Below are 24,458 nucleotides of genomic sequence, written 5' to 3'. Positions count from 1 at the left end.
CAAAATATCAGATATTTTGGAATACGTAAGACAAGCCTGCGAGTCGCTGACGTAATCCGGAGCCGATCAAATGCCCAAAAGCGCCCCTGAGACGCTGACAGAGCCTCTGTATTCATTGGCCCATCTGACACTGATTGGCGCAACGCCGCCCGAGCTGGTCTATATCGCAGCGCGGGCGGGCTATGACGCAGTCAGCCCTCGTTTCATACCGATGAAAGTGCCCGGTGAGTTCAAAGAAAAGCCGGTGGACAATGCGCAGGTGCAAGCAACCAAAACCGCCCTCGCCACGACCGGGTTGAAGGTTCTTGATGTAGAGCTTGCGCGCATCACCGAAGACGTGGACCCGCGCAGTTTTGAGCGCGCGCTGGAGCTTGGCGGAGAGTTGGGGGCCAAGCGCATGATCATGTCGGCGTGGACCCAGACGCGAGATGACCGGAATTTCCTGGTTGATGTCTACGGAGAGACCTGCGATCTGGCCGCGCCTTATGGCATTACGGTGGACCTTGAATTCCCCTCCTTTTCACGCCTGCGCACGTTAGACGAAACCCTCGATATCGTCCGCGCGGCGGACCGGCCCAATGGCGGAATTCTAGTCGACACGCTTTACCTGCACCTTTCCCGCGTCGATCTTGGAGAGCTGCTTCATGTGCCCTCCGAGCTGTTCCACTTCCTGCACATTTCTGACTGCCTGCCCGGTATTGCCGACACCCGTGAGGGGATGATCCAACTGGCCCGGGACGCACGGCTTTATCCCGGCGAGGGTTGGATTGATTTCGCGGGCATCATCGAGCGTATGCCGCCGGTGGACTACTCGATCGAACTACCTAACCAAAGCCGTGTGGCAGAGCTTGGGTATGAAGAACATGCGCGCCGTTGCCTGCAGCACGCGAAACGAACTTTCGGCGAAGCGCGGTCTCAGCGCCGTATGCCGGACACAGCTATCCTGAAAACTCACGAGGAAAGACATGGGCAAAGAGCTCACTGAAGAAGACCGCCAGTTGGCGGCGGACATGCTGTCGCGTGCGCGCGCGGCGATGGCCGAGATTGAAGACTGGTCGCAAGAGCGTCTGGATCGCCTGTCTCAGGCGATTGCCTGGTATGCGGGGAACGAGAAAACTTTCACCCGACTTGCCGAACAGGGCGTGGACGAAAGCGGCATCGGGGATCGTAATGGGCGGCCGGGTAAGCGGTTCAAGATCCACATGGTGCTGCGCGATGTGCTGCGCACGCCTTCGACCGGGATTGTCGAGGTGGACGAGGAAAAAGGTCTGGTCAAATACGCCAAACCTGCGGGAGTGATTGCCTCTCTGGTGCCGATGACCAACCCGGCCATGACCCCGCCGGTGACCGGCGTGTCCTCGGCCAATGCGCGCAATGCAGTGATCTTCTCTCCTCATCCGCGCACCGCACAGACCACGTTTGAGATGGTCGACGTGATGCGGGCGGCCTGCCGGGCCGCGGGTGCACCGGAAGACCTGTTCCAATCCATTCGCAGACCCTCGATCCCGCTGACCCAGCACCTGATGGAGATCTGCGACCTGACGCTGGCCACCGGTGGCAAACCGATGGTGAAGGCGGCTTACAGCTCGGGCCGGCCGGCCTATGGGGTGGGCGCTGGTAACTCCTCTATCGTGATCGACGAAACCGCCGATCTCGACATCGCCGCACAGAACACCCGAATTTCAAAGACGTCGGACTTTGGCTCGGGCTGTTCCGCAGATGGCAACATCATCATCCAGAAGTCGATCTATGACGACATGGTCAACGCGCTGCAGGCCGAAGGAGGTTATCTGTGTTCGGCCGAGGAGAAGGCGCTTCTGGAAAAGGCCATGTGGGACGAGAAGGGCAACCGCACCTTCCCGACGATTGCCTGCAAACCGCAGCAGACCGCTGATGTGGCCGGGTTCTCGGTCCCCGAGGATCGAAAGTTTCTAATGGTCGAAAATCAAGGCCAGATTGGGCCAGATCACAAGTTCTCGAAAGAAAAGCTGACCACTTTGATGGCGCTGTATCACTTCGAGACGTTTGACGATGCGCTGGAGACCGTTCGCCAGATTTACGAGACCGGCGGCAAGGGTCATTCCTGCGGCATCTATTCGCACAACAACGACCACATTGATGCGCTGGCCCGCGTTGCCCCGGTCAGCCGGATGATGGTGCGTCAACCGCAATCTAAGGCCAACGCAGGGGCCTGGACCAACGGCATGCCAATGACCAGCTCTTTGGGCTGCGGCATTTGGGGCGGCAACATCACCAACGAAAACGTCACCATGAAACACATGATGAACTACACCTGGGTCAGCCGCCCGATCCCCGAGGATCGCCCTTCGGAAGCGGAGCTGTTCGGTGAGTTCTTTGGACAGGAGGTCGCGTGATGGACGGCACACAAGTAGAAGGTAAAACCGTCGCCGAGCACATCGTCGACTTTCTGGAACGGCGTGAAGTCAAACATGTGTTCGGCCTGTGCGGGCACACGAATATCTCGGTTCTGGCGGCGCTGGCCGAAAGCCCTATCGACTTTGTCACCGTGCGCCACGAGCAAATCGCAAGCCACGCCGCGGACGCCTATGCGCGTGTGACGGGCAAGGCCTCGGTGTTGCTGTCCCACCTCTCCCCGGGTTTGACCAACTGTGCCACCGGAGTAGCCAACGCGGCGTTGGACTGTATCCCGATGGTGGTGATCGCGGGGGACATTCCGACGCATTACTATGGCAAACACCCGCATCAAGAGGTCAACCTGCACGCCGACGCGCAGCAGTATGAGATCTATCGCCCCTTCGTGAAACGCGCCTGGCGCGTGGATCGTGCCGACCTGATGGCCGAAATTCTTGAAAAGGCGTTCCATCTGGCTGAAAGCGGCCAGCCCGGTCCGGTGCTGGTTAATGTGCCTATGGACATCTTCTCGGAAGTGATCCCTTCGGACAGCTTCGATCGGATCATCGACAACACTCGGTCGCTGGTTAAACCGTCGATTGACGACGAGACCGCCCGCCAGATTGTGAAGCGTCTGGCCGATGCAGAAAAGCCGGTGGCCTATGTCGGCGGTGGCATCCTGCTGGCACAGGCCAGCGAAGAGCTTCGCGAGTTCGTCGAGCACATGGGCCTGCCCGTGGCCCATAGCCTGATGGGCAAGGGCGCACTGCGCGATGATCACCCGCTGGTCATGGGTATGACGGGCTTCTGGGGCACCGAGTTGGTCAACCAGTCCTGCCTGAATGCAGATTACATCTTTGCCGTTGGCACCCGGTTTAAAGAGGCGGATTGTTCGTCCTGGTATCCGGGCTATACGTTCAACATCCCCGGTTCCAAAGTGATCCACATCGACATCGAACCGCAAGAGATCGGTCGCAACTACCCAACCGAAATCGGAGTGGTTGCAGACGCCAAGGCCGCCCTGCGCGTGCTGACCCGCGTCGCAAAAGAAATGTATCCCGATGGCTTCCCCCGCACAGAAAAGCGGGCAGAGATCGCGGAGTTCCGGACGACGTTCAAAGCGTCCAACGAAGAGATGCAGACCTCCTCTGCCTTCCCGATGATGCCTGAACGCATTCTGGCGGACACCCGTAAGGCCCTACCAGAAGATGCGATCATCACCACCGATGTTGGCTGGAACAAGAACGGCGTCGGGCAGCAGTTCGACATTCTGACACCCGGCTCGATCCTGACGCCCGGCGGATTTGCGACTATGGGCTTTGGCCCTCCCGGTGCTATCGGAGCCAAACTGGCAGCACCCGAGCGTGTGGTCATCAGCCTTGTTGGGGATGGTGGCTTCGGCCAGAATCCGTCGATGCTGGCCACGGCAGTAGAACTAGATCTTGGCATCATCTGGCTTGTCATGAACAACAACGCTTTCGGCACAATCGCTGGCCTGCAAAAAGCGCACTATGGCCTGACATATGGCACGACCTTCCCCGGCTCTGCCGCCGCGCCAGCGAACGGTCCGGGTTATGCCGATATCGCTAAAGCATACGGGGCGGAAGGCCTGCGTCTGTCGTCAGCGGGCGAATTGTTGCCTGCGCTTCAGGCCGCAATCGCAAGCGGAAAACCCACGGTTCTGGATGTCCCGATGATCAACAACCCAACGCCCACAACCGGGCACTGGAATATCCTCGACATCTACTCGCCGGACAAAAACGTGTCTCACGTTGCAACCTAACACCAACAGCCGGGGCTACGCGCCCCGGCCTTTCATCGGGAGATCATCATGTTTAACACCATCCTCGTCCCGGTCGCTCTGGATCATACTGAAACGATTGCGCGAAAACTGGAGGTGGCTCGGCAGTTGCGAGGGCCGGAAGGCCGCATCATCGCGGTTTCGGTGTTCGAAGGCATTCCAACCTATGTCGCCGAATACGCCATGGTGAAGCCAGATCGTACAAAGATGTTGCAAGAGATCAGGAGAGCCTTCGACGTGGCCTTGACCGGCCAAGAAGACGTCGAGCGCGTCACGCTAGCTGGCAAGCCCGGCGTGGTAATTGCAACCTACGCCGATGAAATCGGCGCGGACCTGATCGTCACAGGCGCAAGCCGCCCCGGAAGCGAGGGCTATGCGCTTGGCTCAACCGCATCGCGATTGGCAAGACGGGCGCCATGTTCGGTGCTTGTGGTAAGGTGACCGGAAAGCGTGCTTTCTGTTTTGAATGGTTTGATTGTGGCGATGTGAGGCATTGGAGTGGCGAGCAGAATTCTAACATCGATGTTCCACTGGCCAATTGAGCAGGCAAGCGCGGCGAAGGTCGGTTGCTATCTCTATCGGTTTTGCTGGTAGAGTAAACACACAGTCAGGCTCAGAGAATCTCTGACAAGGCAAAAGATGATCCCTTCTATCTGCTCATCCCAAATCAGATTGATGATGATCGACCAAGAAGTGCAACTCCATCTGCGATGCTGATTTTGGTTGCCAAAAATAAACAGTCGAAACGAGTGTTCGCAATGCGGGTTGCGGTCGTGGCATTCGACCACCCTGTTGAATGTCGCCTATGGGCCGACCATACTCGCGCGATTTCGCTGCGGCTGCAAATTGCTGCAACTGCTCGCTCGGTTAAGTTGGGCTCCAAGCTGCCGTCTGCTACCTTGCAGCGTGGCCTTAACAGGCATCTTGCAGATTGCTCCAACTTTTAATTACTATCTCAGTCGCCGATCCAAGACGAACTTCACGGCCAACCCCATCAACAGCCCCCAAACCGGGGCTCCGATGTTAAAGAAGCTGACACCGCTTACGACAAACATAAAGGTCACCAAAGCTGCATCTCGATCCTGCGCGTCACCCATCGCCGCAGTGAGGCTCGCCGTGATAGTGCCCAGCAATGCGATCCCGGCTATCGCCAAAACCAATGCCTCGGGCGCCATGAGAAACAAGCTGATGATCACCGCGCCGAAGAACCCTGCCAACGTGTTGAATAGACCGCTCACAACGACGGCTTTATAGCGTTGCGATGGATCGATATCCGTTTCTGGACCCGACGTGAGCGCAGCAGTGATGGCGGCGAAGTTAAAAGCGAAACCTCCAAAGGGCGCTAGGATCATCGATGTCAGACCGGTCACATTCATTGTGGCAGAGACCGGCGGCTCGTAGCCTGCCGATTTCAGAACAACCACGCCAGGCATGTTTTGCGAAGACATCGTGACGATATAAAGCGGCAAACCGAGGCTGATCAAAACCGCCGGATCAAACTCAGGCGTCACCCAAACTGGCATCGCGATCTCAAAGGCAAATTGCGTGTCTTCATTGTAGAAGCCGGTTAGGGCGCAAAACCCTGCTCCGACCAAGAGAACTGCCGCAATCGCCAATTGAGGAAACCATAAACGGCCGGCGAGCCATGTTGCCAACATCAGAAGAACCAGGACCGGCGCTTGTTCCAGCGCCTCGAAAGCGCCCAGTCCAAAGCGAAACAAAATGCCCGCCAACATCGCGCTTGCAAGAGCGGGTGGGATTAACCGGGTGAGCTTTGCAAAGATGCCCGTCACGCCCGTGATCAAAAAGAGCAGGCCGCAGAACACAAACGCCCCGATGGCTTGCTCCATCGGAATACCTTCGCCCGAAACAGCAATCAGCGCAGCGCCGGGGGTGGACCAGGCGGTGAGAATTGGCATCCGGTAGATCAGCGCAAGGACTAGACCGCTGAGCCCCATACCCACGCCCAGCGCCCAAAGCCAACTATTGGCCTGCGCTTGCGTCGCGTCCAAGGCCTCAATTGCCGCGAAGATCACAGCGATACTACCGGTGTAACCAACCAAAACCGGCAGCATCCCGGAGGTTATATGCGAGAGTTTCAAACCAAACACGGGTCGATCCCTTTACGTAATTCAGTGGCGGAAATCACCGTCGTGCGTTATAACGCACAAAACAGAAGGCGGCAATGATGGACCGAGATATCCAAATTAATCTGAAAGCTCTGCGATCCGCTGCGGGTCTTAGCCTATCCGCCGTTCAGGAATTAACAGGCGTCAGCAAAGCCATGCTCGGTCAGATTGAGCGCGGTGAGAGTAGCCCCACCATCGCGACACTGTGGAAACTCTCCAAAGGTTTAAAACTGCCTCTGTCCGCCCTTATCACTGAGCCTCCGCAACAGGGCGTCCATTTCGCTGACAGCATTTCTGTTAAGACCTTGTTTCCCTATGATCCAAAGCTGCGATCAGAGACGTTTGTCGTCGGCCTTGCGCCCGGTCTCACCCATGAATCTGCGGCGCACCGGACAGGTGTTGTCGAAGATGTCTTCGCAGTAGATGGTGATTTTGAGATGTATTTTGACGGGTCTTGGCATCCGGTTTCGCAAGGAAATTCCCTTAGATTTGACGCGGACCAGCCCCACGCCTACCGCAATCTCGGCGTATTTCCAGTGCATATCCACAACACAATTCACTACCCAGGCTGACTAAAAGCTGAGACAATTATGAGTAAGAAGTTCCTAGTGCCCCTGTTATCGGGCGCAATATTGATGAGCTGCGTTGCCCCCGCAGGCTCCCCCGAGGTTACGCAAGGGCCGCGCATTCTGGCCATGGGCGATTCCATGATGGCCGCCCATAAGGTATCCGGTCGCGCCGTGTCCAACTATGTGGCGCGTTCCTTGAACGAACCCATTCAAGACCATTCCATGCTTGGTGCCAGCATGTCCTATGCACTGCCAATTACCGGCGCAATGGGGCTTAACATTGCTAAGCAGTTCCGCGGAGGCGCGTGGGATTGGGTTGTCGTCAATGGCGGCGGCAATGATCTGTGGCTTGGCTGTGGTTGTCACGGCTGTGATAACAAGATGGAAAAGCTGATCTCTGACGACGGCAAGGTTGGTAAAATCCCAAGCCTCGTGTCCCGCCTGCGCGGCACCGGCGCGCAAGTGCTTTGGGTTGGCTATTTGCGCAGCCCTGGCGTTGGCTCCCCTATCGAGAGCTGCAAGGACGAAGGCGACGAGCTAGAAAAACGCCTGTCACAGATGGCAAAATCGACCTATGGGGTGCATTTTGTTTCGATTGCCGATCTTGTGCCGCACGGTGACCGCTCTTTCCATGGCTTGGATATGATCCACCCTTCGCTAAAAGGCAGTGCCGAGATTGGAAAGAGGGTGACAAATTACATCCGCAAAGTGGATCCAATCCGCTAATTTTTGGGAAGCCTATTGGCCGAGGGCTTGTGCAAAGTCCTCGATCAAGTCCCCCACATCTTCGATCCCTGCAGAGATCCGCAGCAGATTCTTCGGCAGCCCGGTGTGGGGCTCAAGAGAGTAGCGGTGCTCTACCAAGCTTTCCACGCCTCCAAGAGAGGTCGCGCGGATAAAGACTTGCAACCGCCCTGCCACTTCTAGAGCGCGATCCATGTCCCCCTTGATCAGCACCGAAAGCAAACTGCCATATCCGCCGGACATCTGCGCTGCGGCCAGATCGTGACCCGGATGATCGTCAAGACCGGGATAAAGGACGCCTTCAACGGCCGGATGATCTTTTAAGTAAGTCGCCAAAGCCAAGGCGTTGTCGCTCATACGCTCCGCCCGCAACGCAAGCGTTCGCATCCCGCGCAACAAAAGCCACGCCTCAAAGGGCCCCATGATCGCCCCTGCATCGGCGCGGTCGGTGCGAATTACGTCCCAAACTTCGGTCTCTTCTCGGCAGGACAACACGCCACCTAAGACATCTGAGTGCCCGTTGAGAGATTTGGTCGCCGAATGCATGACGATGTCGGCACCAAGTTTCAGCGGCTGCGATAAGGCTGGAGAGGCCGCCGTGCCATCGATCACGGAAACAGCGCCCGCCGCAGTTGCAATCCGAGCCACGCTCGCAATATCGACGACTTTCAGAAGCGGATTAGAGGGAGTTTCCACAAACACCAGATCTGCACCATCTGCGCATACCGTTTCCAACGCATGCAAATCGGTTGGGTCCACCAAGCTCAAGCGCATTCCGCGACGCGCACAGAACTCTTTGATCCACTTGGTGCTCCCCCAATAAATGCCGTCTTGCAGGACCACATGCGCTCCATTTGGCAACCACCGAAACGCCGCCGCTGTCGCCGCCATCCCAGAGGGAAAAAGAAGCGTGTCTGCCGCACCTTCCAGTTCACGGATCACATTCTCTGCAAGGCGCACCGTCTCGCTATGGGGCCGTTGATAGGTATTGTCGGGGTTATGAAGTGCATAATCCTCTCCACGCGAAAACGTGGTGGCAGGCATGATGGGCGGAACAATCCCGCCGGTTTGAGGGTCATTCGCGCCACCGGCATGGGCCAGCAATGTGGCGGGCTTCACATCTTTTTTCATCATGCGCTCCTTCCTGCGCCACGTTGAATGGGAATTTCCGTGGCCGCAATAGCCAAACGTCGGTTGAGCGTGTAAAGCGCTCGCATGTCTCGGGTCATCTTATTTAACAAGCCGTTCGATGTGCTGTCGCAATTCACCGACAAAGGCACGGAAGGTAGCACGCGCCGCACGTTGTCAGAGTTCATCGACGTGCCGGGGGTCTACGCGGCTGGGCGTTTGGATCGCGACAGCGAAGGGTTGTTGCTGCTCACCGATGACGGCAAATTGCAAAACCGCATCGCCAATCCAAAGAACAAGATGTCCAAATGCTATTGGGCACAGGTGGAAGGCGTTCCATCTGACGAGGCACTTGAACAACTTCGCAATGGGGTGAAACTCAAAGACGGGATGACCCGTCCCGCCAAAGCCGAACGGATGGACGAGCCATTGATACTTTGGCCACGCACGCCTCCCATCCGATACCGCAAAAACGTCGCCGATAGTTGGATCAAGCTGACCATTACCGAGGGTCGCAACCGTCAGGTGCGCCGTATGACAGCTGCGGTAGGCCATCCGACGTTGCGCCTGATCCGCTACCGCATCGGCGCCTGGACCATTGACGGTATCGAGAATGGCAGTTGGATCGAAACGACACAGCGCTAACAAAACCTGTGGATAACCACACCCATCGCGCTTCCCCTAAAGGGCGACACAACATATAGTATACGCAATGCGGGTCGCTGATCAGTGCTGCGACCATAGATACAAAGCGAATGGGGACGGGCACATGGCACATATTATTGTCGTGGGGAACGAAAAAGGCGGCGCCGGAAAATCGACGGTATCCATGCATGTGGCAACTGCGTTGGCCCGGATGGGATATCGCGTCGGCGGCTTGGACCTCGACTTGCGGCAACGCACTTTTGGTAGCTACGTCGAAAAACGGAAATCCTTCTGCGAAAAAGCAGGCCTTGAACTGCCGAGCCCTTTCTATCATCCGCTCCCGGATATCGATCCCGCCACGGTACAGGAAGGTGAGAATATCTACGACCTTCGCCTGTCTGCAGCGGTCGCTGAGTTGGAGCCGCAAACGGACTTTATCCTGATCGACTGCCCCGGCAGTCATACACGTTTGAGCCAAGTTGCCCATTCTCTAGCAGATACATTGATCACACCACTCAACGACAGCTTTGTCGACTTCGATCTGTTGGCGCACGTGGATGACAATGGAGAGAAAATCCTTGGCCCGTCGGTCTATTCTGAGATGGTTTGGAACGCGCGCCAATTGCGCGCGCAAGCCGGCCTGAAACCCATTGATTGGATCGTGGTACGCAACCGTTTGGGCGCGCAGAACATGGTCAACAAAGAGAAGATGGGAAAAGCGCTGGACCGGTTGGCCAAACGCATCGGCTTCCGGACCGCGCCGGGTTTTAACGAGCGGGTGATTTTCCGGGAACTGTTCCCGCGCGGCCTGACACTTTTGGACCTGAAAGACATTGGCGTGAAGCAACTCAACATCTCCAACGTCGCGGCGCGCCAAGAGCTGCGTGATCTGATCAAAGCGCTGGATCTTCCGGATGTAAAGGTCGACTTCTAGGGGCGGCAGACGCCACCAAGAATCACCAGCTTTCCGTAATTGACGAAAAAAGCCCGCGAAACACTCGCGGGCCTTTTTTCTTTGGATATTTCGGTTATCGCGGAAAACCATCCGTTAGGGTGCACAAATCGCTTCTCAAAGGCCACAAATCGCCTTTCTGAATGCACCAAATCACAAGAAAGCGTCGCACTTGGCCTTTTTCCCAAGACGAAACAGCGCTAATAGGACCCGTCCGAAAAATGGAGAAATACAATGGGCTATCGCGTCGTTGTCGTAGGCGCCACAGGTAATGTGGGCCGCGAAATGCTAAACATCCTGGCTGAACGCCAGTTCCCTATTGATGAGATTGCGGTTCTGGCGAGCCGTCGTTCCTTGGGAACCGAAGTTTCTTTTGGCGATAAAACCCTGAAGACCGAAGACCTGGACACCTTCGACTTCACCGGTTGGGATATGGCCCTGTTTGCGGTGGGTTCCACTGCAACGAAAGAATACGCCCCAAAAGCGGCTGCGGCCGGCTGTGTCGTGATCGACAATAGCTCGCTCTATCGCTACGATCCAGAGGTCCCTCTGATCGTGCCCGAGTGTAACCCAGAGGCGGTTCACGGCTATTCTCAGAAGAACATCATTGCCAACCCAAACTGCTCAACTGCGCAGATGGTTGTGGCTCTGAAGCCGCTGCATGACCGTGCAAAAATCAAACGCGTGGTGGTGTCCACTTATCAATCCGTTTCTGGCTCCGGCAAAGACGCGATGGAAGAGCTGTGGGAACAGACCAAAGCGGTTTACAACCCGACTGTGGACGTACCTGCCAAGGTCTACACCAAAGAGATCGCGTTCAACGTGATCCCGCATATCGACGTCTTCATGGAAGACGGCTCCACCAAAGAAGAGTGGAAGATGGTTGCGGAAACCAAGAAGATCGTTGATCCGGCGATCAAAGTCACCGCGACTTGTGTGCGTGTGCCTGTTTTTGTAGGCCACTCTGAATCCATCAACATCGAGTTCGAAGACTTTTTGGACGAAGACGAAGCCCGTGACATCCTGCGTGAAAGCCCAGGCATCATGGTGATCGACAAGCGCGAAGACGGCGGCTACGTGACCCCGAAAGAATGCGTTGGCGACTTCGCAACCTTTATCAGCCGCGTGCGCCAAGACAGCACCATCGATAACGGCATCAACCTGTGGTGCGTTTCTGACAACCTGCGCAAGGGTGCTGCGTTGAACGCGGTTCAAATTGCGGAACTGTTGGGCCGTGAGGTTCTGAAAAAGGGCTAAGCTTTAGCCAATTGATTTCTGGAAAGCCCCGCCAATTGGTGGGGCTTTTTTGTTAGCCGAGAAGGTCCCGAGCAATACGCTCAAAAATCGATACCCCTATCGGGATCAACTCATCTGGAAAATCGTAATCGGGATTGTGAAGCGCTGGATGGCTTTCTCCCGAACCCAGACACAGCATCGCTGCTTTAGAATTCCAACCGAACACTCCAAAGTCCTCGGACGCGCGCATTGGCACACCGCGCGTCCCGTGGGGAATACCCAAGCTGTCCATTGCCGCCCCAGCGACTTTGACCGCATCAACATCGTTGATGGACGCAGCAAAAACGTCGCGCTCTTGGAAACTGACTGACAAGCCGTGTCTCTCGGCGCTGCTCATCACCGCAGCCCGAACATCTCGATCAAGATCTTCCATCGCGTCATCACGGGTCGTTCGGAGCGTCGCATAGATCGTCGCCTCTCCCGGCGCGATGCCAAATGTTGGCTCTCCGATAGACGCGTGTGTGATGGTGAGGAGTCCGAATTCATCATTGAGAGGGCCATCTTTGCCCAGCGCCGTTAGGACAGGAATGAGTTCCGCCACCGCGATAGCCGGTGAGCGCCCTTTGGAGGGCTCCGCCGCATGGGCCGTTTTTCCTGCGAGATTGATCGAAAGCCCTTTGGACGCACAATTGATCAGCCCGGCTTGGGTCCCGACAAAACCCAATGGAAGCCCCGGCAGGTTATGGATCGCGAATGCCCAATCAGGGGCAATTTGTTTAAATCTCGGATCAGCGGTGACAGCGCGCGCTCCGCTGCCATCTTCCTCGGCCGGTTGAAATAGCAAGACCACGCGACCTTTTGCGGGCGGCTTGCGCGAGAGCAAGCGGCCAAGCCCAAACAACATTGTCATATGGCCATCGTGACCGCAGAGGTGTCCTTTTCCTGGGACTTCTGAGGACCAAGGAACATTGGATATCTCCTCGATTGGCAAAGCATCGAGTTCGGCCCGGAACATCACCGTTTCTCCGGGCTGGCCACTGTCAAACACCGCCGCAACGCCGTGCCCGCCCAGACCTGTAAGCACAGTCGCCGGTGACAATTCATCAAGCGCAGTTTTCACGGTCCATGCAGTTCGCGATTCTTGACCGGAGACTTCGGGGTTTCGGTGCAAAGAACGGCGAAATTTCGTGAGATCTTTGAGATCGGTTTCTGTGAGCACGCAACACCTCCTCGTGGCACAAAACCATGGCACGCGGCATCAAAAAGAAAAAGCGCCCGCCTGAATATTCACAGCTTTTTCCTAAGTTTCGAAGTAAATCGCCCTTCGCCGTCAACACTTTCCCAAGGACTGAGCACATAGCGTCGCCATGCGTGGGGACGCTAGGAACTTTGGTGGCAGGCATGAAGCAAGTGAGCATTTTACACACGGACGAACCCGTGTTTTTGGACCATGATAAAATTTCCGAGCTGGAAAAGCTTTTGGGATCTAAGGACGCAGAAAAGGTCATCGCAAAGGCAATGGAGGAAGTGGCCATTCGTCTATCTGCTGGTGAAAAGCAGTTTGGCGCGCAGGAATGGAAGGACTTGCGAAAAACCGTGAGATCTATGGGCGCGATTGGCGATCAAATTGGCATGGCTACCCTGACGCGGGTTTGTAGGATGGTGGTTGAAACCATCGACACAAAGAATGTTCCGGCAACCGCAGCAACCTTTTGCCGGCTAACGCGCATCGGGGACCGGTCACTGTCAGATTATTGGGATCTACAGAACGTGTCTGGATAAAAGGGTTGCAGCGTCAATCATTGTGGATAGGCTGAGGGAAAGACGCACAACCAAAAGAAGAGCAACATGGCCCTAACCTTTGCCAAAGTCGCCTCAGACGACCCAGACAACCTACCGCTTTTTATCGTCGACACAGACGGTTTCGACGCATGGTTGGTTGAACAAAGTGAGACCACACAGAACTGGTTGAAAGCGACTGGCTTCAAACCGGGCCTCGGAGCAGTATCGATCATCCCCGGTGACAAGGGATCGAAAACAGCAGCGGTCGTTGGTTTCGGCTCGGAAAAAGACCGTAAACGCGGACGTTTTGCCTTGGCGGCTGCGGCCCCAAAATTGTCCGAGGGCACTTACACCATTGCCCAAAATCCTGATGGATTTGACGCAGAAGTGGAGGCCCTTGGCTGGTTACTGTCTGCCTATCGCTTTGATCGCTATAAGTCCGGCGCTGGGCATGAGGCCAAACTGGTTTGCCCCGATGGTATCGATGCGGAAAAGATCGAGGCGATTGCCGCGGGCGAAGCATTGACGCGGGATCTGATTAACATCCCGGCCAATGATATGGGGCCGGACGAATTGGAAGCGGCGACGTCAAAACTTGCCGACGCCCATTCAGCCCAACTTTCGGTGATACGAGGCGACGACCTACTGAAAGAGAACTTCCCGCTTATTCACACTGTTGGTCGCGCCTCAGATCGCGCTCCGCGATTGCTGGATATGCGTTGGGGAGGTACCGGCCCAAAACTGACTTTGGTCGGCAAAGGCGTGTGCTTTGACACCGGAGGCTTAAACCTTAAACCCGGCAGCTCAATGGGCCTTATGAAAAAAGACATGGGCGGCGCGGCAACGGTGTTGGGGCTCGCTCATATGATCATGGCCTTGAAGCTTCCCCTGCAGCTTCGCGTCCTTATTCCAGCGGTTGAAAACGCAGTCAGTGCTAACGCATTCCGCCCGGGGGACATTCTCACCTCTCGCAAGGGCCTAACGGTCGAGATCAATAACACCGACGCCGAAGGCCGCCTCGTTTTGGCCGACGCCCTTGCGCTCGCCAGCGAAGACGACCCGGATCAAATCATCTCAATGGCAACGCTGACGGGTGCGGCGCGTATTGCCGTTGGCCCGGACCTTTCCCCCTACTACGCAGAGGATGACAATATCGCAGAGGCCCTGTTCCAAGCGGGCAGCAAAGTCGCCGACCCTCTTTGGCGTATGCCCTTCTGGGACCCTTATGAGCCTATGGTCGAACCCGGTATTGCGGACCTAGACAATGCACCCGCCGGAGGGTTTGCGGGGTCCATCACTGCCGCACTTTTCCTGCGTCGTTTTGCGACCGAAGGCAGGTACACCCATTTTGATATTTACGGCTGGAACCCTTCTGCAAAACCCGCACGGCCCAAAGGCGGCGTCGGCATGGGAGCCCGTGCAATCCTAGAAGCTTTGCCTGAGATACTCGACCTATGAAAGATCGCAGACTGACCCCCGCAAACAAACGCGTCGCCGATCCGTCGCTCGAGTCGGAATGGCCTGGGGTCTCTTATGTGGATCCTGAACCCTATGCCGTGAATTGGCCGCTGGTCGATTTGATGAATGCCCCGGAAGGGCACCGAGATCGTCAGCTCCTTTTTGGCGAAACCGTTGGGCTCTATGAAACCCATGAAGGCTGGGCCTTTGTGCGGTCGGACAAAGATGGTTACGTGGGCTATGTGCCCAAATCCTCTCTTGCTCATAGCCCAGAGGCGACGCACCGGATCTCCGCGGCGGCCACCCACGTTTACGAGCAAGCCGACTTCAAGTCACGTGACCGGATGCGCCTGAGCCATGGTTGTCTTTTGCATGGCATGGAAAACGAAAACGGGTTCCTGAAAATTGCGGAAGGCTATGTACCGATGGTGCATTGCTCGCCGGTGGGGGAACATCCTTCTGACCCGGTCTCCGTCGCCAAGACATTCCTAGACACCCCTTACCTGTGGGGCGGGAACAGCCGGTTTGGGATAGATTGCTCTGGGCTCGTGCAAGCGGCATTCACGGAATGCGGCGTCGCCTGCGCTGGGGATAGTGATCTGCAGGAAGACATGCTCGGCTATGAATTGCCCGCAGACGCGGAGCTCAAGCGCAATGACTTGCTGTTCTGGAAAGGTCACGTGGCAATGATTGTGGACGAGACCCGCCTCATCCACGCAAACGCCCATCACATGGCAGTTAGTTTTGAAAACACGAACGACGCCATCGCACGGATCGAGCGTCAGGGGGACGGTCCGGTAACGTCCCGCAAACGGGTCCTACTGCCAAACGCGCAGTTAATCTAAGTCGACAGCCCGGATTAACTTGCGTTCCAAAACGCGCAGCACTGTCTTCAAGTCATGTCCGCGCTTAAGGATCTGTCCATCCATCCCGATCACTGAATACAGGCCTTGCCGATTGCGCAGCTTCGGGCATTTCTCAATACGATAGATGGGATGCTCCGCTGTGCGGCGAAAGATCGAAAACACGGCCACATCTTTCAAATGGGAGATACCGTAGTCTCGCCACTCGCCAGCGGCGACCATGCGCCCATAAAGCGACAAGATGACGTTCAATTCGGTACGATGAAAGGCCACCTGTTGCGGCGCGGAAGGGTTCCCTGGAAAGGGCGTCATAGGAGACATATTCATAAAAACAGGTTCGCCTTGATTTTAATGGAAATCAACCCTGCCTCTATTTTGCCCAAGATTCATCAGCAAATCGCCCTTTACCCTCCGCGAATCCGCCTAATGAGCAGGCGATAAAGACATCATAGCGAACATACCGCTACCCCGGCGACGCACTCTTTTCTTGCCCCCACCCAGTTGTGTCGTCGGGGGCTCTTTTTCAACATTCATTTGCTATGATTGCCTAGCTATGCAGGCTTAGCAAAACTTCGATGTCACGCTGTTCTAGCGATGTCATCAGCTCACGTTCATCCTGATTGAGCCCCGCACCATTAACGATGTATTGCCGAATCTGTCGGGCGATTTGGCTTGTGGATTGGTAGTAAAGGTCTGGGCTGGTTTTACTGAGCTCTCCCACCAAACGCTCCAGCAGCTTTTTCTGTTTCTGAGAGATGAGATCTGCAGTTTTGTCTTGCAACATTGTTTTTTCCCGTTGATCAAGCCCTTGGCGCACAAATCCCCATATAGGTCGGATTTGGAGATTTGCCATTCGTCAGCTTATGATCTTCGTCAGCTAAGAAGCCAACCCGGAGGAACCCTAATGCGCACCCGTGCCGCCGTCGCCCTTGAGGCAGGCAAACCCTTGGAAATTATGGAAGTGAACTTGGATGGCCCCAAAGCCGGCGAGGTTCTTATAGAAATCAAGGCGACAGGCATATGCCACACAGATGAGTTCACGCGTTCAGGGGCGGACCCAGAAGGGTTGTTCCCTTCCATTTTGGGCCATGAGGGCGCGGGCGTTGTTCTGGAGGTGGGCGAAGGGGTGACAACCTTGAAACCCGGCGATCATGTGATCCCGCTCTACACACCCGAGTGCCGCGAGTGTCACTCTTGCCTATCTGGAAAAACCAATCTGTGCACATCGATCCGGGGCACTCAGGGCCAAGGCCTGATGCCTGATGGCACAACGCGGTTCTCCATGCTCGATGGGACTCCGATCTATCACTACATGGGGTGTTCGACCTTCGCGAACCACACCGTGCTGCCGGAAATCGCCTTGGCGAAAGTACGCGAGGACGCGCCTTTCGATAAAATTTGCTATATCGGTTGCGGCGTGACGACGGGGATCGGTGCCGTGATCAACACAGCTGGTGTTGAAATCGGGTCATCTGCGGCCGTGTTTGGCTTGGGTGGGATCGGGCTAAACGTCATCCAAGGCCTGCGCATGGCGGGTGCTGACACGATCATTGGCGTCGACCTCAACGATGACAAAGCTGAAATGGCACGTGAGTTCGGCATGACTCATTTCGTCAACCCAAGCAAAGTCGACAATGTCACTGAAGCAATCATTGAAATCACGAAGACCGATCAAGACCAGTTCGGGGGCGTCGACTATTCATTTGACGCCACGGGCAACGTTCAGGTGATGCGTGACGCATTGGAATGCAGCCATCGTGGCTGGGGTGTATCCGTGATCATCGGTGTTGCGCCTGCGGGAGCGGAAATCTCCACGCGTCCCTTCCAATTGGTGACCGGTCGGGTCTGGAAAGGCACCGCCTTTGGCGGCGCTAAGGGGCGCACCGATGTGCCAAAATTTGTCGACTGGTACATGGACGGCAAAATCGAGATTGATCCAATGATCACCCACAAGCTGTCACTAGATGAGATCAATGAGGGCTTTGAGCTGATGCATCAAGGCAAATCCATCCGCGCCGTCGTGGAGTTCACCTAAAGGGTCAACCCAAAGGTTAAGATGCACACAAAAGCCCCGCATTTGGCGGGGCTTTTCGTTGTTTAGGCTTGCTTGGGCGCGTAGCTCTTCATGAACATATCAACAGCGGCTTCGGCGACGTCCTGAATTTCACTTTCACCAAATTCGGTTTTCACGCCAAAACACGCCAAGCTGAAATTGCGCGCCTTACACAGCTCTGAAAACTGGTACGCGGCCATATCAACATCCGCGATCTCAAGCTCTCCGCATGCAACACTTGCCGCTAAGTGTTCAACCAGCTGCTGATGCCCATTGCCCGGACCCGCAGCATAATAGGCCTGCCCCAGCTCTGGAAACCGGTCACGTTCCGCAACGCAGATTCTAAAAATGCGTTGGGAGAAATCAGAGACAAGGAACTTGGTAAGTCCGTACGCCGCTGCGGACAAAGCTTCGCGGATCGGCATCGTGTCATCAATCTTTGAAACGATCTCGGTCGACATGCGCTGACATTCCGCCTGCACAACCTCTTGAAACAGCTGCCGCTTGTCAGAAAAATAGCTGTACAGAGTCGCCTTAGACACTCCGGCCGCTCGGGCGATATCGTCAACGCTTGCCCCTTCAAAGCCGTCCCTAAGGAAAATCTCTCGCGCGCCGGCGAGAACCTGATCCAATTTACGACCTTTTCGAAGAACGGAGACCTGAGGGTTCATGTTTGTCCTGTAAATACCTAAAGGCTCAAATATAAACTGATTAGTTCAGTTATGCCAACCTAACCAAAAGAGTACGACTTTGAACGCACTGAGTTGGCTGCCCCAATGTCATGAACGCTTGCCCGTAAAACCACGGGACACGACGATCCGCCTTGCGATTTGGTCAGCCCATGTTACCAATTGCGCATGATCGACGTATTTCTGCAAACGCTCCCGTTCTTTGCAATCATCGGGATTGGATATTTGGCCGGTCGCTCTGGTTTTTTTCCAGAAGCGGCCACCGCTTATTTGACCAAGTTTGTCTTTTTCTTCGCACTGTCTGCAATGTTGTTCCGCTTTGCGGCGAACCTTTCATTGGGCGAGGTTTTAGACTGGAACATCATCTATGCTTACCTCGCAGGCACCACGGCAATTTATATCGTTGCAACCTTTGTGTCGTTCCTGCGCAAACAAAGTGTGGAGGTCGCTGCCGTCGAAGCGCAATGTGCTGTGATTGGCAATACCGGGTTTCTCGGCATTCCAATGATGGCGGTTTTGATGGGACCAGAATCCATCGGTCCAGTCATGCTCATCCTTGCCGTCGACCTGATCGTCTTCTCTTCACTCATTGTGATTTTGATCAACGGTGCGCGCGATGGGCGCATGTCATTTGCGATCTTTAAAACTGTTGGCGTTGGACTGATCAAAAACCCGATGATCGTTTCAATTTCGCTCGGTCTTATTTGGTCATCTTTGGATTGGCCAATGCCGGAAGTTCTGAACAGCTTCCTCGTCACCCTCGGCGCGGCCGCTACTCCCGGTGCGCTTTTTGCGATAGGCGCTTCCCTCGCAAGCAAATCCGCCGAACGAATGTCCGTCGCCGGATGGCTGAGTTTCTGTAAGTTGGTTTTGCATCCCTTGGCCGTCGCTGGGTTCGCTTTGCTGCTCTTTAACGTTGCGACCTTTGAAGCGGGTGTCATCATCGCCTGTTCCGCACTTCCTGTCGCAGGCAATGTTTTCATGCTCGCGCAACATTATGGGGTCGCACCACAGCGTGTGTCTGCTTCGATCCTGATCTCCACAGCCATCTCGATTGTAACCTTTTCAGCGACCGTTGGTTGGGTGGCTTTGCTGTAAATCTGGGATCTTAGCCGTAAATTGGTTAACTCCTGCCGCGCATCGCTTGCCGTTCAGCATGTTGATGCTATAGCCATGCAGCAACATCATACGGATAGACCGACAAAAACGCGGCATCCTGTCATGCGGAGTGAACCATGAGCCACTATGATTTGATCGTGATCGGGTCCGGACCCGCCGGTCGCGCTGCAGCCATTCAAGCGGGCAAGTTGAAACGCAAAGTTCTGGTGATTGATCGCCGGGATCGTTTGGGCGGTGTATCGGTGCACACAGGCACGATCCCGTCCAAAACTTTGCGGGAAACTGTTCTCAACCTTTCTGGATGGCGCGAGCGTAGCTTCTATGGCCGATCCTACCGCGTGAAAGACGAAATCAAAGCAGACGACCTCAAGGCGCGCTTGCATATGACTTTGGACCACGAAGTTGACGTGCTGGAACATCAGTTCAACCGCAACCACGTTGAAACGCTGAATGGGTTCGCGAAGTTCATCGGCCCCAAAGAGGTCGAAGTCGCAACCGAAGCCGGTGAAACCACCGTGTTGACAGCAGACAACTTCTTGATCGCCACCGGTACAAAGACCTATCGCCCCGACAACGTACCGTTCAATGGCACCAATATCCTGGACAGTGATGAATTCTTGGACATGGCGAAGATCCCACGCTCACTTGTTGTGGTGGGTGCCGGCGTCATCGGGGTGGAATATGCCACCATGTTCTCCGCTCTGGACATTCAAGTCACGCTCATCGAACCACGCGACAGCTTCCTCGACTTCATCGACAAACGTCTGATCGAAGACTTCACCCACCAGATCCGCGAAAACGGGGTTGATCTGCGTTTGGGATCTGCAATCGAGAAGATCGAAGAGCATGACGACATGGTTGAAGTCACTTTGGAGAACGGTCGCCACGTTCGGGCTGAAATGTTGCTGTTTGCAGCGGGACGCATGGGTGCGACCGAGCGCCTGAACTTGAAGGCGGTCGGTTTGGAGACAGATCACCGTGGACGCGTCGCGGTGGACCGTAAGAGCTATCAGACTGATGTGCCCCACATCTACGCAGCAGGCGACGTCATTGGGCACCCCAGCCTTGCGTCCACCTCTGTGCAACAGGGCCGAGTCGCCGCATGTCACGCGCTGGAAACCCCGACGCTGCCTGAAAGCCCTTGGTTCCCATACGGGATCTATTCGGTGCCTGAAATCTCCACCTGTGGCATGTCCGAGGAAGAGTTGCAGGAACGCGGGATCGCTTATGAAGTCGGTGTTGCGCGGTTCAGGGAAACCTCTCGCGGACATATCATGGGGCTCGAGCACGGCATGCTGAAAATGCTGCTTTCGCTCAAAACACGCCGCTTGCTTGGCGTGCAGATTGTTGGCGAAGGCGCTACCGAACTGATTCACATTGCCCAGGCGGTGATGAACCTAAAAGGCACCGTCGACTATTTCGTTGAGAATACCTTCAACTATCCGACCTTGGCAGAAGCTTACCGTGTTGCGGGGCTCGACGCCTTCAACCGCATGCCGATCCCTGACGAGTTCAAAGTCAAAAAAGAAGAACGCGCCAAGGAAAAGAAAGCGACCCAAAAACGCCTGAAAGCTGAAGGCAAGTCGTGACAGAGATCTATGTAGACGCGGACGCTTGCCCGGTGAAGGCAGAAGTCGAGCGGGTGGCGACGCGTCACAAGATCAAAGTCTACGTGGTTAGCAATGGGGGGCTACGCCCTTCGCAAAATCCGCTCATTGAAAACGTGATTGTCCCGGAAGGCCCCGACGTGGCTGACATGTGGATCGCCGACCGGGCAAAGACCGGTGATGTGGTGATTACCGGTGACATCCCACTTGCTGCGAAATGCGTGGAAGCTGGGGCAAAGGTGCTCAAACACAACGGCGAAACGCTCAACGAGCGTAATATCGGCCAAGCCCTGGCCGTGCGAGATCTGATGAGCGACCTGCGTTCTGCGGATCCGTTTCGGCAAGGCGGTGGCAAAGCATTCTCTAAGGCTGACCGCAGCCGCTTTTTAGATGCGCTCGAACGTGATCTTCGCGCTGCAAAATCTCTTTAACAACAGGATTTCACATGCCCATTGAAGCCGTTATTTTTGACGTCGGCAACGTACTGATCGAATGGCAGCCTGAGCGTGCCTATGACAGATTGATCGGAGAAGAACGTCGCAAAGCGATGTTTGCAGCACTTGATCTGCATGACATGAACAATGACATCGATCTTGGCGCGCCGTTCAAAGACCGCATCTATGATTTCGCCGAAGAGCACCCAGAATGGGGCGATGAAATCCGTATGTGGCATGACAATTGGTTTGATATGGCAAGTCCGGCGATTGATCATTCATGGCGGTTGCTGCGCGCCCTTCGCACCAAAGGCGTTCCAGTCTTTGCGCTATCCAATTTCGGTGTTGAGAACTGGCCGCCAGCGGTCAAAGTCTACCCTGTTTTGGGGGAGTTTGACCGAGAGTATGTGTCTGGCCGCATGGGGCATGTGAAACCCTTCAACCGGATCTATGAGATGGTGGAAGAAGATTGCCAGATCGAACCTGACCGCCTTATTTTCACAGATGACCGGGAAGAAAACCTTGTCACTGCTCAAGCGCGCGGTTGGAAGACCCACTTGTTTGAAGGTCCTCAAGGCTGGGCTGATCGGCTGGTCGCAGAGGGGCTATTAACCAAAGAAGAGGCTGCATGACGCTGCACATCGGATTTGAGGAAGGCGCGAAGCATCTCGATTGGCTTGAGCTGACCGATGCATTGGCTGAAGGCCATCGTCTCGCGAAAGCGCAGATTTCAGACAGCTTTCTTTATCGCGGTGCAGACACACTGTTGCAGCGCCAAGCTTGGATCGATGGACTGGGGATTGCGGTAAAATCCGCGACTATTTTTCCGGGGAACACAACGCGAAACGCGCCTGTGGTGAATGGTGCGGTGACCCTGTTTGATGACCAGACCGGTGAACTCGAGGCCCTGGTTGATTTCCATCTCGTCACCAAAATGAAAACCGCCGCCGATAGCCTTCTTGCAGCAAGACGTCTCGCGCGCCCTGACAGCAATTCCATCTTAATCGTTGGTGCTGGTGCGGTTGCGCGCAGCCTCCGAGAGGCCTACGGCGCTGCTTTTCCGACTGCGGAGTTCAAAATTTGGAACCGTACGGCGCGGAAGGCCGAGGAACTGGCTGCTGAGTTTCCAAATACGTCAGCCGCCAATGACTTAGAGATGGCAGTTCGGTCCGCCGATATCGTCACAAGCGCAACGATGAGCACCGCGCCTGTGATCCGCGGTGAGTGGCTCCAACCCGGCATACACATCGACCTCATAGGTGCATACCGCCCTGATATGCGAGAGGTGGACGACGAAGCGATGCGGCGCGCCACTGTCTTTGTTGATAGCTTTGACACGACCGCTGAACACATTGGCGAACTGATCGCGCCACTCGAGAGTGGCGCGTTAAGCCGCGACGACATTGCAGCGGATTATTACCATCTGGATCGGTTCAAGAGGGCATCTCTGGACGAGATCACCTTGTTCAAAAATGGTGGCGGCGCGCATTTGGATCTCATGACCAGCCGATACATTCTAGACCGGTGGAAGGCCGCAAACTAAGCGGCCATCGCAGAGGCTGGTGGGCGGTTCTCTTTAATCGGCAAGTGCACGATGGCACTGAATGCGCCAACACCCACACCGATCCACCAGACCGCGTCATAGCTGCCATAGGCGTCATACATACGGCCGCCCAGCCAGACTCCCAAGAAGCTTCCCAATTGGTGACTGAAGAAGACGATGCCGTAAAGCGTGCCCATATAGCGCAGACCATAAAGGTGCGCGACAAGGCCTGACGTGAGCGGAACCGTAGCAAGCCACAAAGAGCCCATGACGATGGAGAAAATAATCACGGTGGTCGGGGTCATTGGCAACAAGATGAATGCTGCCGCGGCAATTGTACGACCGGCATAGATCCCTGCCAGCAGGTACTTCTTGGAATAGCGCTTGCCGAGGTAACCCGCATAGAGCGTACCCGCGATATTGGCCGCGCCGATCAACGCAATCGCCCATGCGCCAAGCTGTGACGTTGTGCTTATGCCCACCGCAGCAAGCATGCCGCTTGGATCAATGGCGGCACAAACCTCTGTGATAAAGGCCGGGAAGTGGGCGGTCACGAAGGCAAGCTGATAACCGCAGCTGAAGAACCCGAGGAAAATGAGCGTATAGGACGGGTCCTTGAAGGCCCGGGTCAAGATAGTGCCCATGCTTTCTTCGAGCTCAGCCTTGGTCGCTGCCGGGGCGCGCATCATCGGCAAGGTCAACAGAACCCCGAGAATGGCGACCGCAAAAATGAGGAACGTGGTCTGCCAAGTCATGAAACCCAGCATCCATTCAGCGACCGGTGCACCAAACACCTGTCCCGCACTGCCTGCAGCCGTTGCAATCGCCAATGACATGGAGCGATTTTCGTCAGAGCTCGCCCGACCCACAACCGCAAGGATGACACCAAAGCCAGTCCCAGCAACGCCGAAGCCAACCAGCACCTCATACATCTGGTGCGCTTGTGGAGAGACTGCGAAGGACGACAGAACCAAACCCGCTGCGTAAACCAATGCGCCCATAAAGATCGCTTTGCGATCTCCAATACGCTCTGCAATCGCGCCAAAAATCGGCTGCCCGATGCCCCAAGCGAGGTTTTGGATCGCAATTGCGAGAGAGAACTCAGACCGAAGCCAACCAAACTCTTCTGCAATGGGGATTTGGAAAACGCCGAAACTTGCGCGGATCGAGAAAGAGACCAAAATGATTATGCAGCCAGCGATCAAAACCGGTGTCATCAGGGGGGTACGTTCCTGCATTTTTGTCTCCTTATCTCAAGTCGCAAAGATTGGTCTTTGAAACTCTTCAGGTCAATTCAGCAATTGTGAGAAGTCTATCACAATCTGTGATACGT

General features: G+C 55.5%; 25 protein-coding genes. 18 read left to right on the top strand and 7 right to left on the bottom strand.

Going from position 1 to position 24,458, the window contains the following annotated elements; genetic code table 11:
* Positions 1-70 precede the first annotated feature (70 nt).
* Genes TA5113_RS01540 through TA5113_RS01525 form a run of 4 tightly spaced genes read left to right on the top strand, consistent with a single transcriptional unit; the run spans position 71 to position 4,615 of the window.
* Positions 71-985, top strand: a complete 915-nt coding sequence (locus TA5113_RS01540; protein WP_058313744.1) for a sugar phosphate isomerase/epimerase family protein — start codon at positions 71-73, stop codon at positions 983-985.
* Entirely contained in the window at positions 966-2,375 is a 1,410-nt protein-coding gene (locus TA5113_RS01535) for an aldehyde dehydrogenase family protein (RefSeq protein ID WP_058316583.1), read from the top strand. Before TA5113_RS01540 ends, TA5113_RS01535 begins: the two co-directional genes overlap by 20 nt.
* Positions 2,375-4,156, top strand: a complete 1,782-nt coding sequence (locus TA5113_RS01530) for a thiamine pyrophosphate-binding protein (RefSeq protein ID WP_058313743.1) — start codon at positions 2,375-2,377, stop codon at positions 4,154-4,156. The genes TA5113_RS01535 and TA5113_RS01530 overlap by 1 nt, the downstream gene beginning before the upstream one ends.
* 48 nt (positions 4,157-4,204) lie before the next feature.
* On the top strand, positions 4,205-4,615 hold the full coding sequence (locus TA5113_RS01525) for a universal stress protein (RefSeq protein ID WP_058313742.1): 411 nt from the start codon (positions 4,205-4,207) through the stop codon (positions 4,613-4,615).
* A gap of 509 nt (positions 4,616-5,124) precedes the next feature.
* On the opposite strand, the gene TA5113_RS01515 is transcribed toward TA5113_RS01525, so the two are convergent.
* Positions 5,125-6,285, bottom strand: coding sequence for a benzoate/H(+) symporter BenE family transporter (locus TA5113_RS01515; protein ID WP_082625775.1), 1,161 nt, complete (start codon positions 6,283-6,285; stop codon positions 5,125-5,127).
* Positions 6,286-6,362: 77 nt separating this feature from the next.
* Between TA5113_RS01515 and TA5113_RS01510 the strand changes: the two genes are divergently transcribed.
* Positions 6,363-6,875 carry a helix-turn-helix domain-containing protein gene (locus tag TA5113_RS01510; protein WP_245627101.1) on the top strand — a complete coding sequence of 171 codons (513 nt, stop codon included), beginning with the start codon at positions 6,363-6,365 and terminating at the stop codon, positions 6,873-6,875.
* A 63-nt stretch (positions 6,876-6,938) separates the two neighbouring features.
* Positions 6,939-7,598, top strand: a complete 660-nt coding sequence (locus TA5113_RS01505; RefSeq protein WP_245627100.1) for an SGNH/GDSL hydrolase family protein — start codon at positions 6,939-6,941, stop codon at positions 7,596-7,598.
* A 12-nt stretch (positions 7,599-7,610) separates the two neighbouring features.
* Here TA5113_RS01505 and TA5113_RS01500 read toward each other — a convergent pair whose 3' ends face one another.
* Positions 7,611-8,750, bottom strand: a complete 1,140-nt coding sequence (locus TA5113_RS01500) for a trans-sulfuration enzyme family protein (RefSeq protein WP_058313737.1) — start codon at positions 8,748-8,750, stop codon at positions 7,611-7,613.
* An 81-nt stretch (positions 8,751-8,831) separates the two neighbouring features.
* Between TA5113_RS01500 and TA5113_RS01495 the strand changes: the two genes are divergently transcribed.
* The 3 genes from TA5113_RS01495 (at position 8,832) to TA5113_RS01480 (ending at position 11,598) form a co-directional block, all read left to right on the top strand.
* Complete coding sequence (locus TA5113_RS01495; protein WP_058313736.1) at positions 8,832-9,389, top strand: pseudouridine synthase; 558 nt, start codon at positions 8,832-8,834, stop codon at positions 9,387-9,389.
* Positions 9,390-9,513: 124 nt separating this feature from the next.
* Positions 9,514-10,323, top strand: coding sequence for a division plane positioning ATPase MipZ (locus TA5113_RS01490; RefSeq protein WP_058313735.1), 810 nt, complete (start codon positions 9,514-9,516; stop codon positions 10,321-10,323).
* Positions 10,324-10,575: 252 nt separating this feature from the next.
* A complete protein-coding gene (locus TA5113_RS01480; protein ID WP_058313733.1) occupies positions 10,576-11,598 on the top strand; it encodes an aspartate-semialdehyde dehydrogenase in 1,023 nt (340 codons plus the stop codon).
* 52 nt (positions 11,599-11,650) lie between these two features.
* Here TA5113_RS01480 and TA5113_RS01475 read toward each other — a convergent pair whose 3' ends face one another.
* On the bottom strand, positions 11,651-12,796 hold the full coding sequence (locus TA5113_RS01475) for an amidohydrolase (protein ID WP_058313732.1): 1,146 nt from the start codon (positions 12,794-12,796) through the stop codon (positions 11,651-11,653).
* A gap of 26 nt (positions 12,797-12,822) precedes the next feature.
* Here TA5113_RS01475 and TA5113_RS01470 point away from each other — a divergent pair, with 26 nt between their 5' ends.
* From TA5113_RS01470 to TA5113_RS01460, 3 genes are all read left to right on the top strand, one after another.
* Complete coding sequence (locus TA5113_RS01470; protein WP_131726392.1) at positions 12,823-13,359, top strand: hypothetical protein; 537 nt, start codon at positions 12,823-12,825, stop codon at positions 13,357-13,359.
* Positions 13,360-13,425: 66 nt separating this feature from the next.
* A complete protein-coding gene (locus TA5113_RS01465) occupies positions 13,426-14,817 on the top strand; it encodes a leucyl aminopeptidase family protein (RefSeq protein ID WP_058313730.1) in 1,392 nt (463 codons plus the stop codon).
* Complete coding sequence (locus tag TA5113_RS01460) at positions 14,814-15,662, top strand: C40 family peptidase (protein WP_058313729.1); 849 nt, start codon at positions 14,814-14,816, stop codon at positions 15,660-15,662. The genes TA5113_RS01465 and TA5113_RS01460 overlap by 4 nt, the downstream gene beginning before the upstream one ends.
* On the opposite strand, the gene TA5113_RS01455 is transcribed toward TA5113_RS01460, so the two are convergent.
* Together TA5113_RS01455 and TA5113_RS01450 are read right to left on the bottom strand one after the other, a co-directional pair.
* Positions 15,654-16,001 (bottom strand): DUF2794 domain-containing protein, encoded by a 348-nt coding sequence (locus TA5113_RS01455; RefSeq protein ID WP_106387443.1) that lies wholly within the window; start codon positions 15,999-16,001, stop codon positions 15,654-15,656. The two genes, TA5113_RS01460 and TA5113_RS01455, sit on opposite strands and share 9 nt — an antisense overlap.
* Before the next feature lie 226 nt (positions 16,002-16,227).
* Positions 16,228-16,464: a hypothetical protein gene (locus TA5113_RS01450; RefSeq protein ID WP_058313727.1), complete on the bottom strand. Its 237-nt coding sequence runs from the start codon at positions 16,462-16,464 to the stop codon at positions 16,228-16,230.
* Positions 16,465-16,584: 120 nt separating this feature from the next.
* On the opposite strand from TA5113_RS01450, the gene TA5113_RS01445 reads away from it, so the two are divergent.
* Positions 16,585-17,715, top strand: coding sequence for an S-(hydroxymethyl)glutathione dehydrogenase/class III alcohol dehydrogenase (locus TA5113_RS01445; RefSeq protein WP_058313726.1), 1,131 nt, complete (start codon positions 16,585-16,587; stop codon positions 17,713-17,715).
* A gap of 62 nt (positions 17,716-17,777) precedes the next feature.
* On the opposite strand, the gene TA5113_RS01440 is transcribed toward TA5113_RS01445, so the two are convergent.
* Positions 17,778-18,404: a TetR/AcrR family transcriptional regulator gene (locus TA5113_RS01440; RefSeq protein WP_058313725.1), complete on the bottom strand. Its 627-nt coding sequence runs from the start codon at positions 18,402-18,404 to the stop codon at positions 17,778-17,780.
* 186 nt (positions 18,405-18,590) lie between these two features.
* On the opposite strand from TA5113_RS01440, the gene TA5113_RS01435 reads away from it, so the two are divergent.
* The 5 genes from TA5113_RS01435 (at position 18,591) to TA5113_RS01415 (ending at position 23,125) form a co-directional block, all read left to right on the top strand.
* The gene (locus tag TA5113_RS01435) at positions 18,591-19,520 is read left to right on the top strand and encodes an AEC family transporter (RefSeq protein WP_058313724.1); all 930 of its coding nucleotides are present in this window, start codon (positions 18,591-18,593) and stop codon (positions 19,518-19,520) included.
* A gap of 137 nt (positions 19,521-19,657) precedes the next feature.
* The gene (sthA, locus tag TA5113_RS01430) at positions 19,658-21,130 is read left to right on the top strand and encodes a Si-specific NAD(P)(+) transhydrogenase (protein WP_058313723.1); all 1,473 of its coding nucleotides are present in this window, start codon (positions 19,658-19,660) and stop codon (positions 21,128-21,130) included.
* Entirely contained in the window at positions 21,127-21,579 is a 453-nt protein-coding gene (locus tag TA5113_RS01425) for a YaiI/YqxD family protein (RefSeq protein ID WP_058313722.1), read from the top strand. Before sthA ends, TA5113_RS01425 begins: the two co-directional genes overlap by 4 nt.
* 14 nt (positions 21,580-21,593) lie before the next feature.
* Positions 21,594-22,214 (top strand): HAD family hydrolase, encoded by a 621-nt coding sequence (locus TA5113_RS01420; RefSeq protein WP_058313721.1) that lies wholly within the window; start codon positions 21,594-21,596, stop codon positions 22,212-22,214.
* Positions 22,211-23,125 carry an ornithine cyclodeaminase family protein gene (locus TA5113_RS01415; RefSeq protein ID WP_058313720.1) on the top strand — a complete coding sequence of 305 codons (915 nt, stop codon included), beginning with the start codon at positions 22,211-22,213 and terminating at the stop codon, positions 23,123-23,125. The genes TA5113_RS01420 and TA5113_RS01415 overlap by 4 nt, the downstream gene beginning before the upstream one ends.
* Here TA5113_RS01415 and TA5113_RS01410 read toward each other — a convergent pair.
* Positions 23,122-24,363: an MFS transporter gene (locus TA5113_RS01410; protein ID WP_058313719.1), complete on the bottom strand. Its 1,242-nt coding sequence runs from the start codon at positions 24,361-24,363 to the stop codon at positions 23,122-23,124. The two genes, TA5113_RS01415 and TA5113_RS01410, sit on opposite strands and share 4 nt — an antisense overlap.
* Positions 24,364-24,458 lie beyond the last annotated feature (95 nt).

Source organism: Cognatishimia activa (assembly GCF_001458335.1).
Classification (GTDB): domain Bacteria; phylum Pseudomonadota; class Alphaproteobacteria; order Rhodobacterales; family Rhodobacteraceae; genus Cognatishimia; species Cognatishimia activa.
Note: the sequence above shows the minus strand (reverse complement) of the source record. Positions and strands in the feature narration are given on the sequence as shown.

What these genes read in the sequence shown, in the direction of transcription:
- TA5113_RS01540 (WP_058313744.1), top strand. Translation starts at nt 71, where the DNA reads ATGCCCAAAAGCGCCCCTGAGACGCTGACAGAGCCTCTGTATTCATTG.
- TA5113_RS01535 (WP_058316583.1), top strand. Translation starts at nt 966, where the DNA reads ATGGGCAAAGAGCTCACTGAAGAAGACCGCCAGTTGGCGGCGGACATG.
- TA5113_RS01530 (WP_058313743.1), top strand. Translation starts at nt 2,375, where the DNA reads ATGGACGGCACACAAGTAGAAGGTAAAACCGTCGCCGAGCACATCGTC.
- TA5113_RS01525 (WP_058313742.1), top strand. Translation starts at nt 4,205, where the DNA reads ATGTTTAACACCATCCTCGTCCCGGTCGCTCTGGATCATACTGAAACG.
- TA5113_RS01510 (WP_245627101.1), top strand. Translation starts at nt 6,363, where the DNA reads ATGGACCGAGATATCCAAATTAATCTGAAAGCTCTGCGATCCGCTGCG.
- TA5113_RS01505 (WP_245627100.1), top strand. Translation starts at nt 6,939, where the DNA reads ATGAGCTGCGTTGCCCCCGCAGGCTCCCCCGAGGTTACGCAAGGGCCG.
- TA5113_RS01500 (WP_058313737.1), bottom strand. Translation starts at nt 8,750, where the DNA reads ATGATGAAAAAAGATGTGAAGCCCGCCACATTGCTGGCCCATGCCGGT.
- TA5113_RS01495 (WP_058313736.1), top strand. Translation starts at nt 8,832, where the DNA reads ATGTCTCGGGTCATCTTATTTAACAAGCCGTTCGATGTGCTGTCGCAA.
- TA5113_RS01490 (WP_058313735.1), top strand. Translation starts at nt 9,514, where the DNA reads ATGGCACATATTATTGTCGTGGGGAACGAAAAAGGCGGCGCCGGAAAA.
- TA5113_RS01480 (WP_058313733.1), top strand. Translation starts at nt 10,576, where the DNA reads ATGGGCTATCGCGTCGTTGTCGTAGGCGCCACAGGTAATGTGGGCCGC.
- TA5113_RS01470 (WP_131726392.1), top strand. Translation starts at nt 12,823, where the DNA reads ATGGCACGCGGCATCAAAAAGAAAAAGCGCCCGCCTGAATATTCACAG.
- TA5113_RS01465 (WP_058313730.1), top strand. Translation starts at nt 13,426, where the DNA reads ATGGCCCTAACCTTTGCCAAAGTCGCCTCAGACGACCCAGACAACCTA.
- TA5113_RS01460 (WP_058313729.1), top strand. Translation starts at nt 14,814, where the DNA reads ATGAAAGATCGCAGACTGACCCCCGCAAACAAACGCGTCGCCGATCCG.
- TA5113_RS01455 (WP_106387443.1), bottom strand. Translation starts at nt 16,001, where the DNA reads ATGTCTCCTATGACGCCCTTTCCAGGGAACCCTTCCGCGCCGCAACAG.
- TA5113_RS01450 (WP_058313727.1), bottom strand. Translation starts at nt 16,464, where the DNA reads ATGTTGCAAGACAAAACTGCAGATCTCATCTCTCAGAAACAGAAAAAG.
- TA5113_RS01445 (WP_058313726.1), top strand. Translation starts at nt 16,585, where the DNA reads ATGCGCACCCGTGCCGCCGTCGCCCTTGAGGCAGGCAAACCCTTGGAA.
- TA5113_RS01440 (WP_058313725.1), bottom strand. Translation starts at nt 18,404, where the DNA reads ATGAACCCTCAGGTCTCCGTTCTTCGAAAAGGTCGTAAATTGGATCAG.
- TA5113_RS01435 (WP_058313724.1), top strand. Translation starts at nt 18,591, where the DNA reads ATGATCGACGTATTTCTGCAAACGCTCCCGTTCTTTGCAATCATCGGG.
- sthA (WP_058313723.1), top strand. Translation starts at nt 19,658, where the DNA reads ATGAGCCACTATGATTTGATCGTGATCGGGTCCGGACCCGCCGGTCGC.
- TA5113_RS01420 (WP_058313721.1), top strand. Translation starts at nt 21,594, where the DNA reads ATGCCCATTGAAGCCGTTATTTTTGACGTCGGCAACGTACTGATCGAA.
- TA5113_RS01415 (WP_058313720.1), top strand. Translation starts at nt 22,211, where the DNA reads ATGACGCTGCACATCGGATTTGAGGAAGGCGCGAAGCATCTCGATTGG.
- TA5113_RS01410 (WP_058313719.1), bottom strand. Translation starts at nt 24,363, where the DNA reads ATGCAGGAACGTACCCCCCTGATGACACCGGTTTTGATCGCTGGCTGC.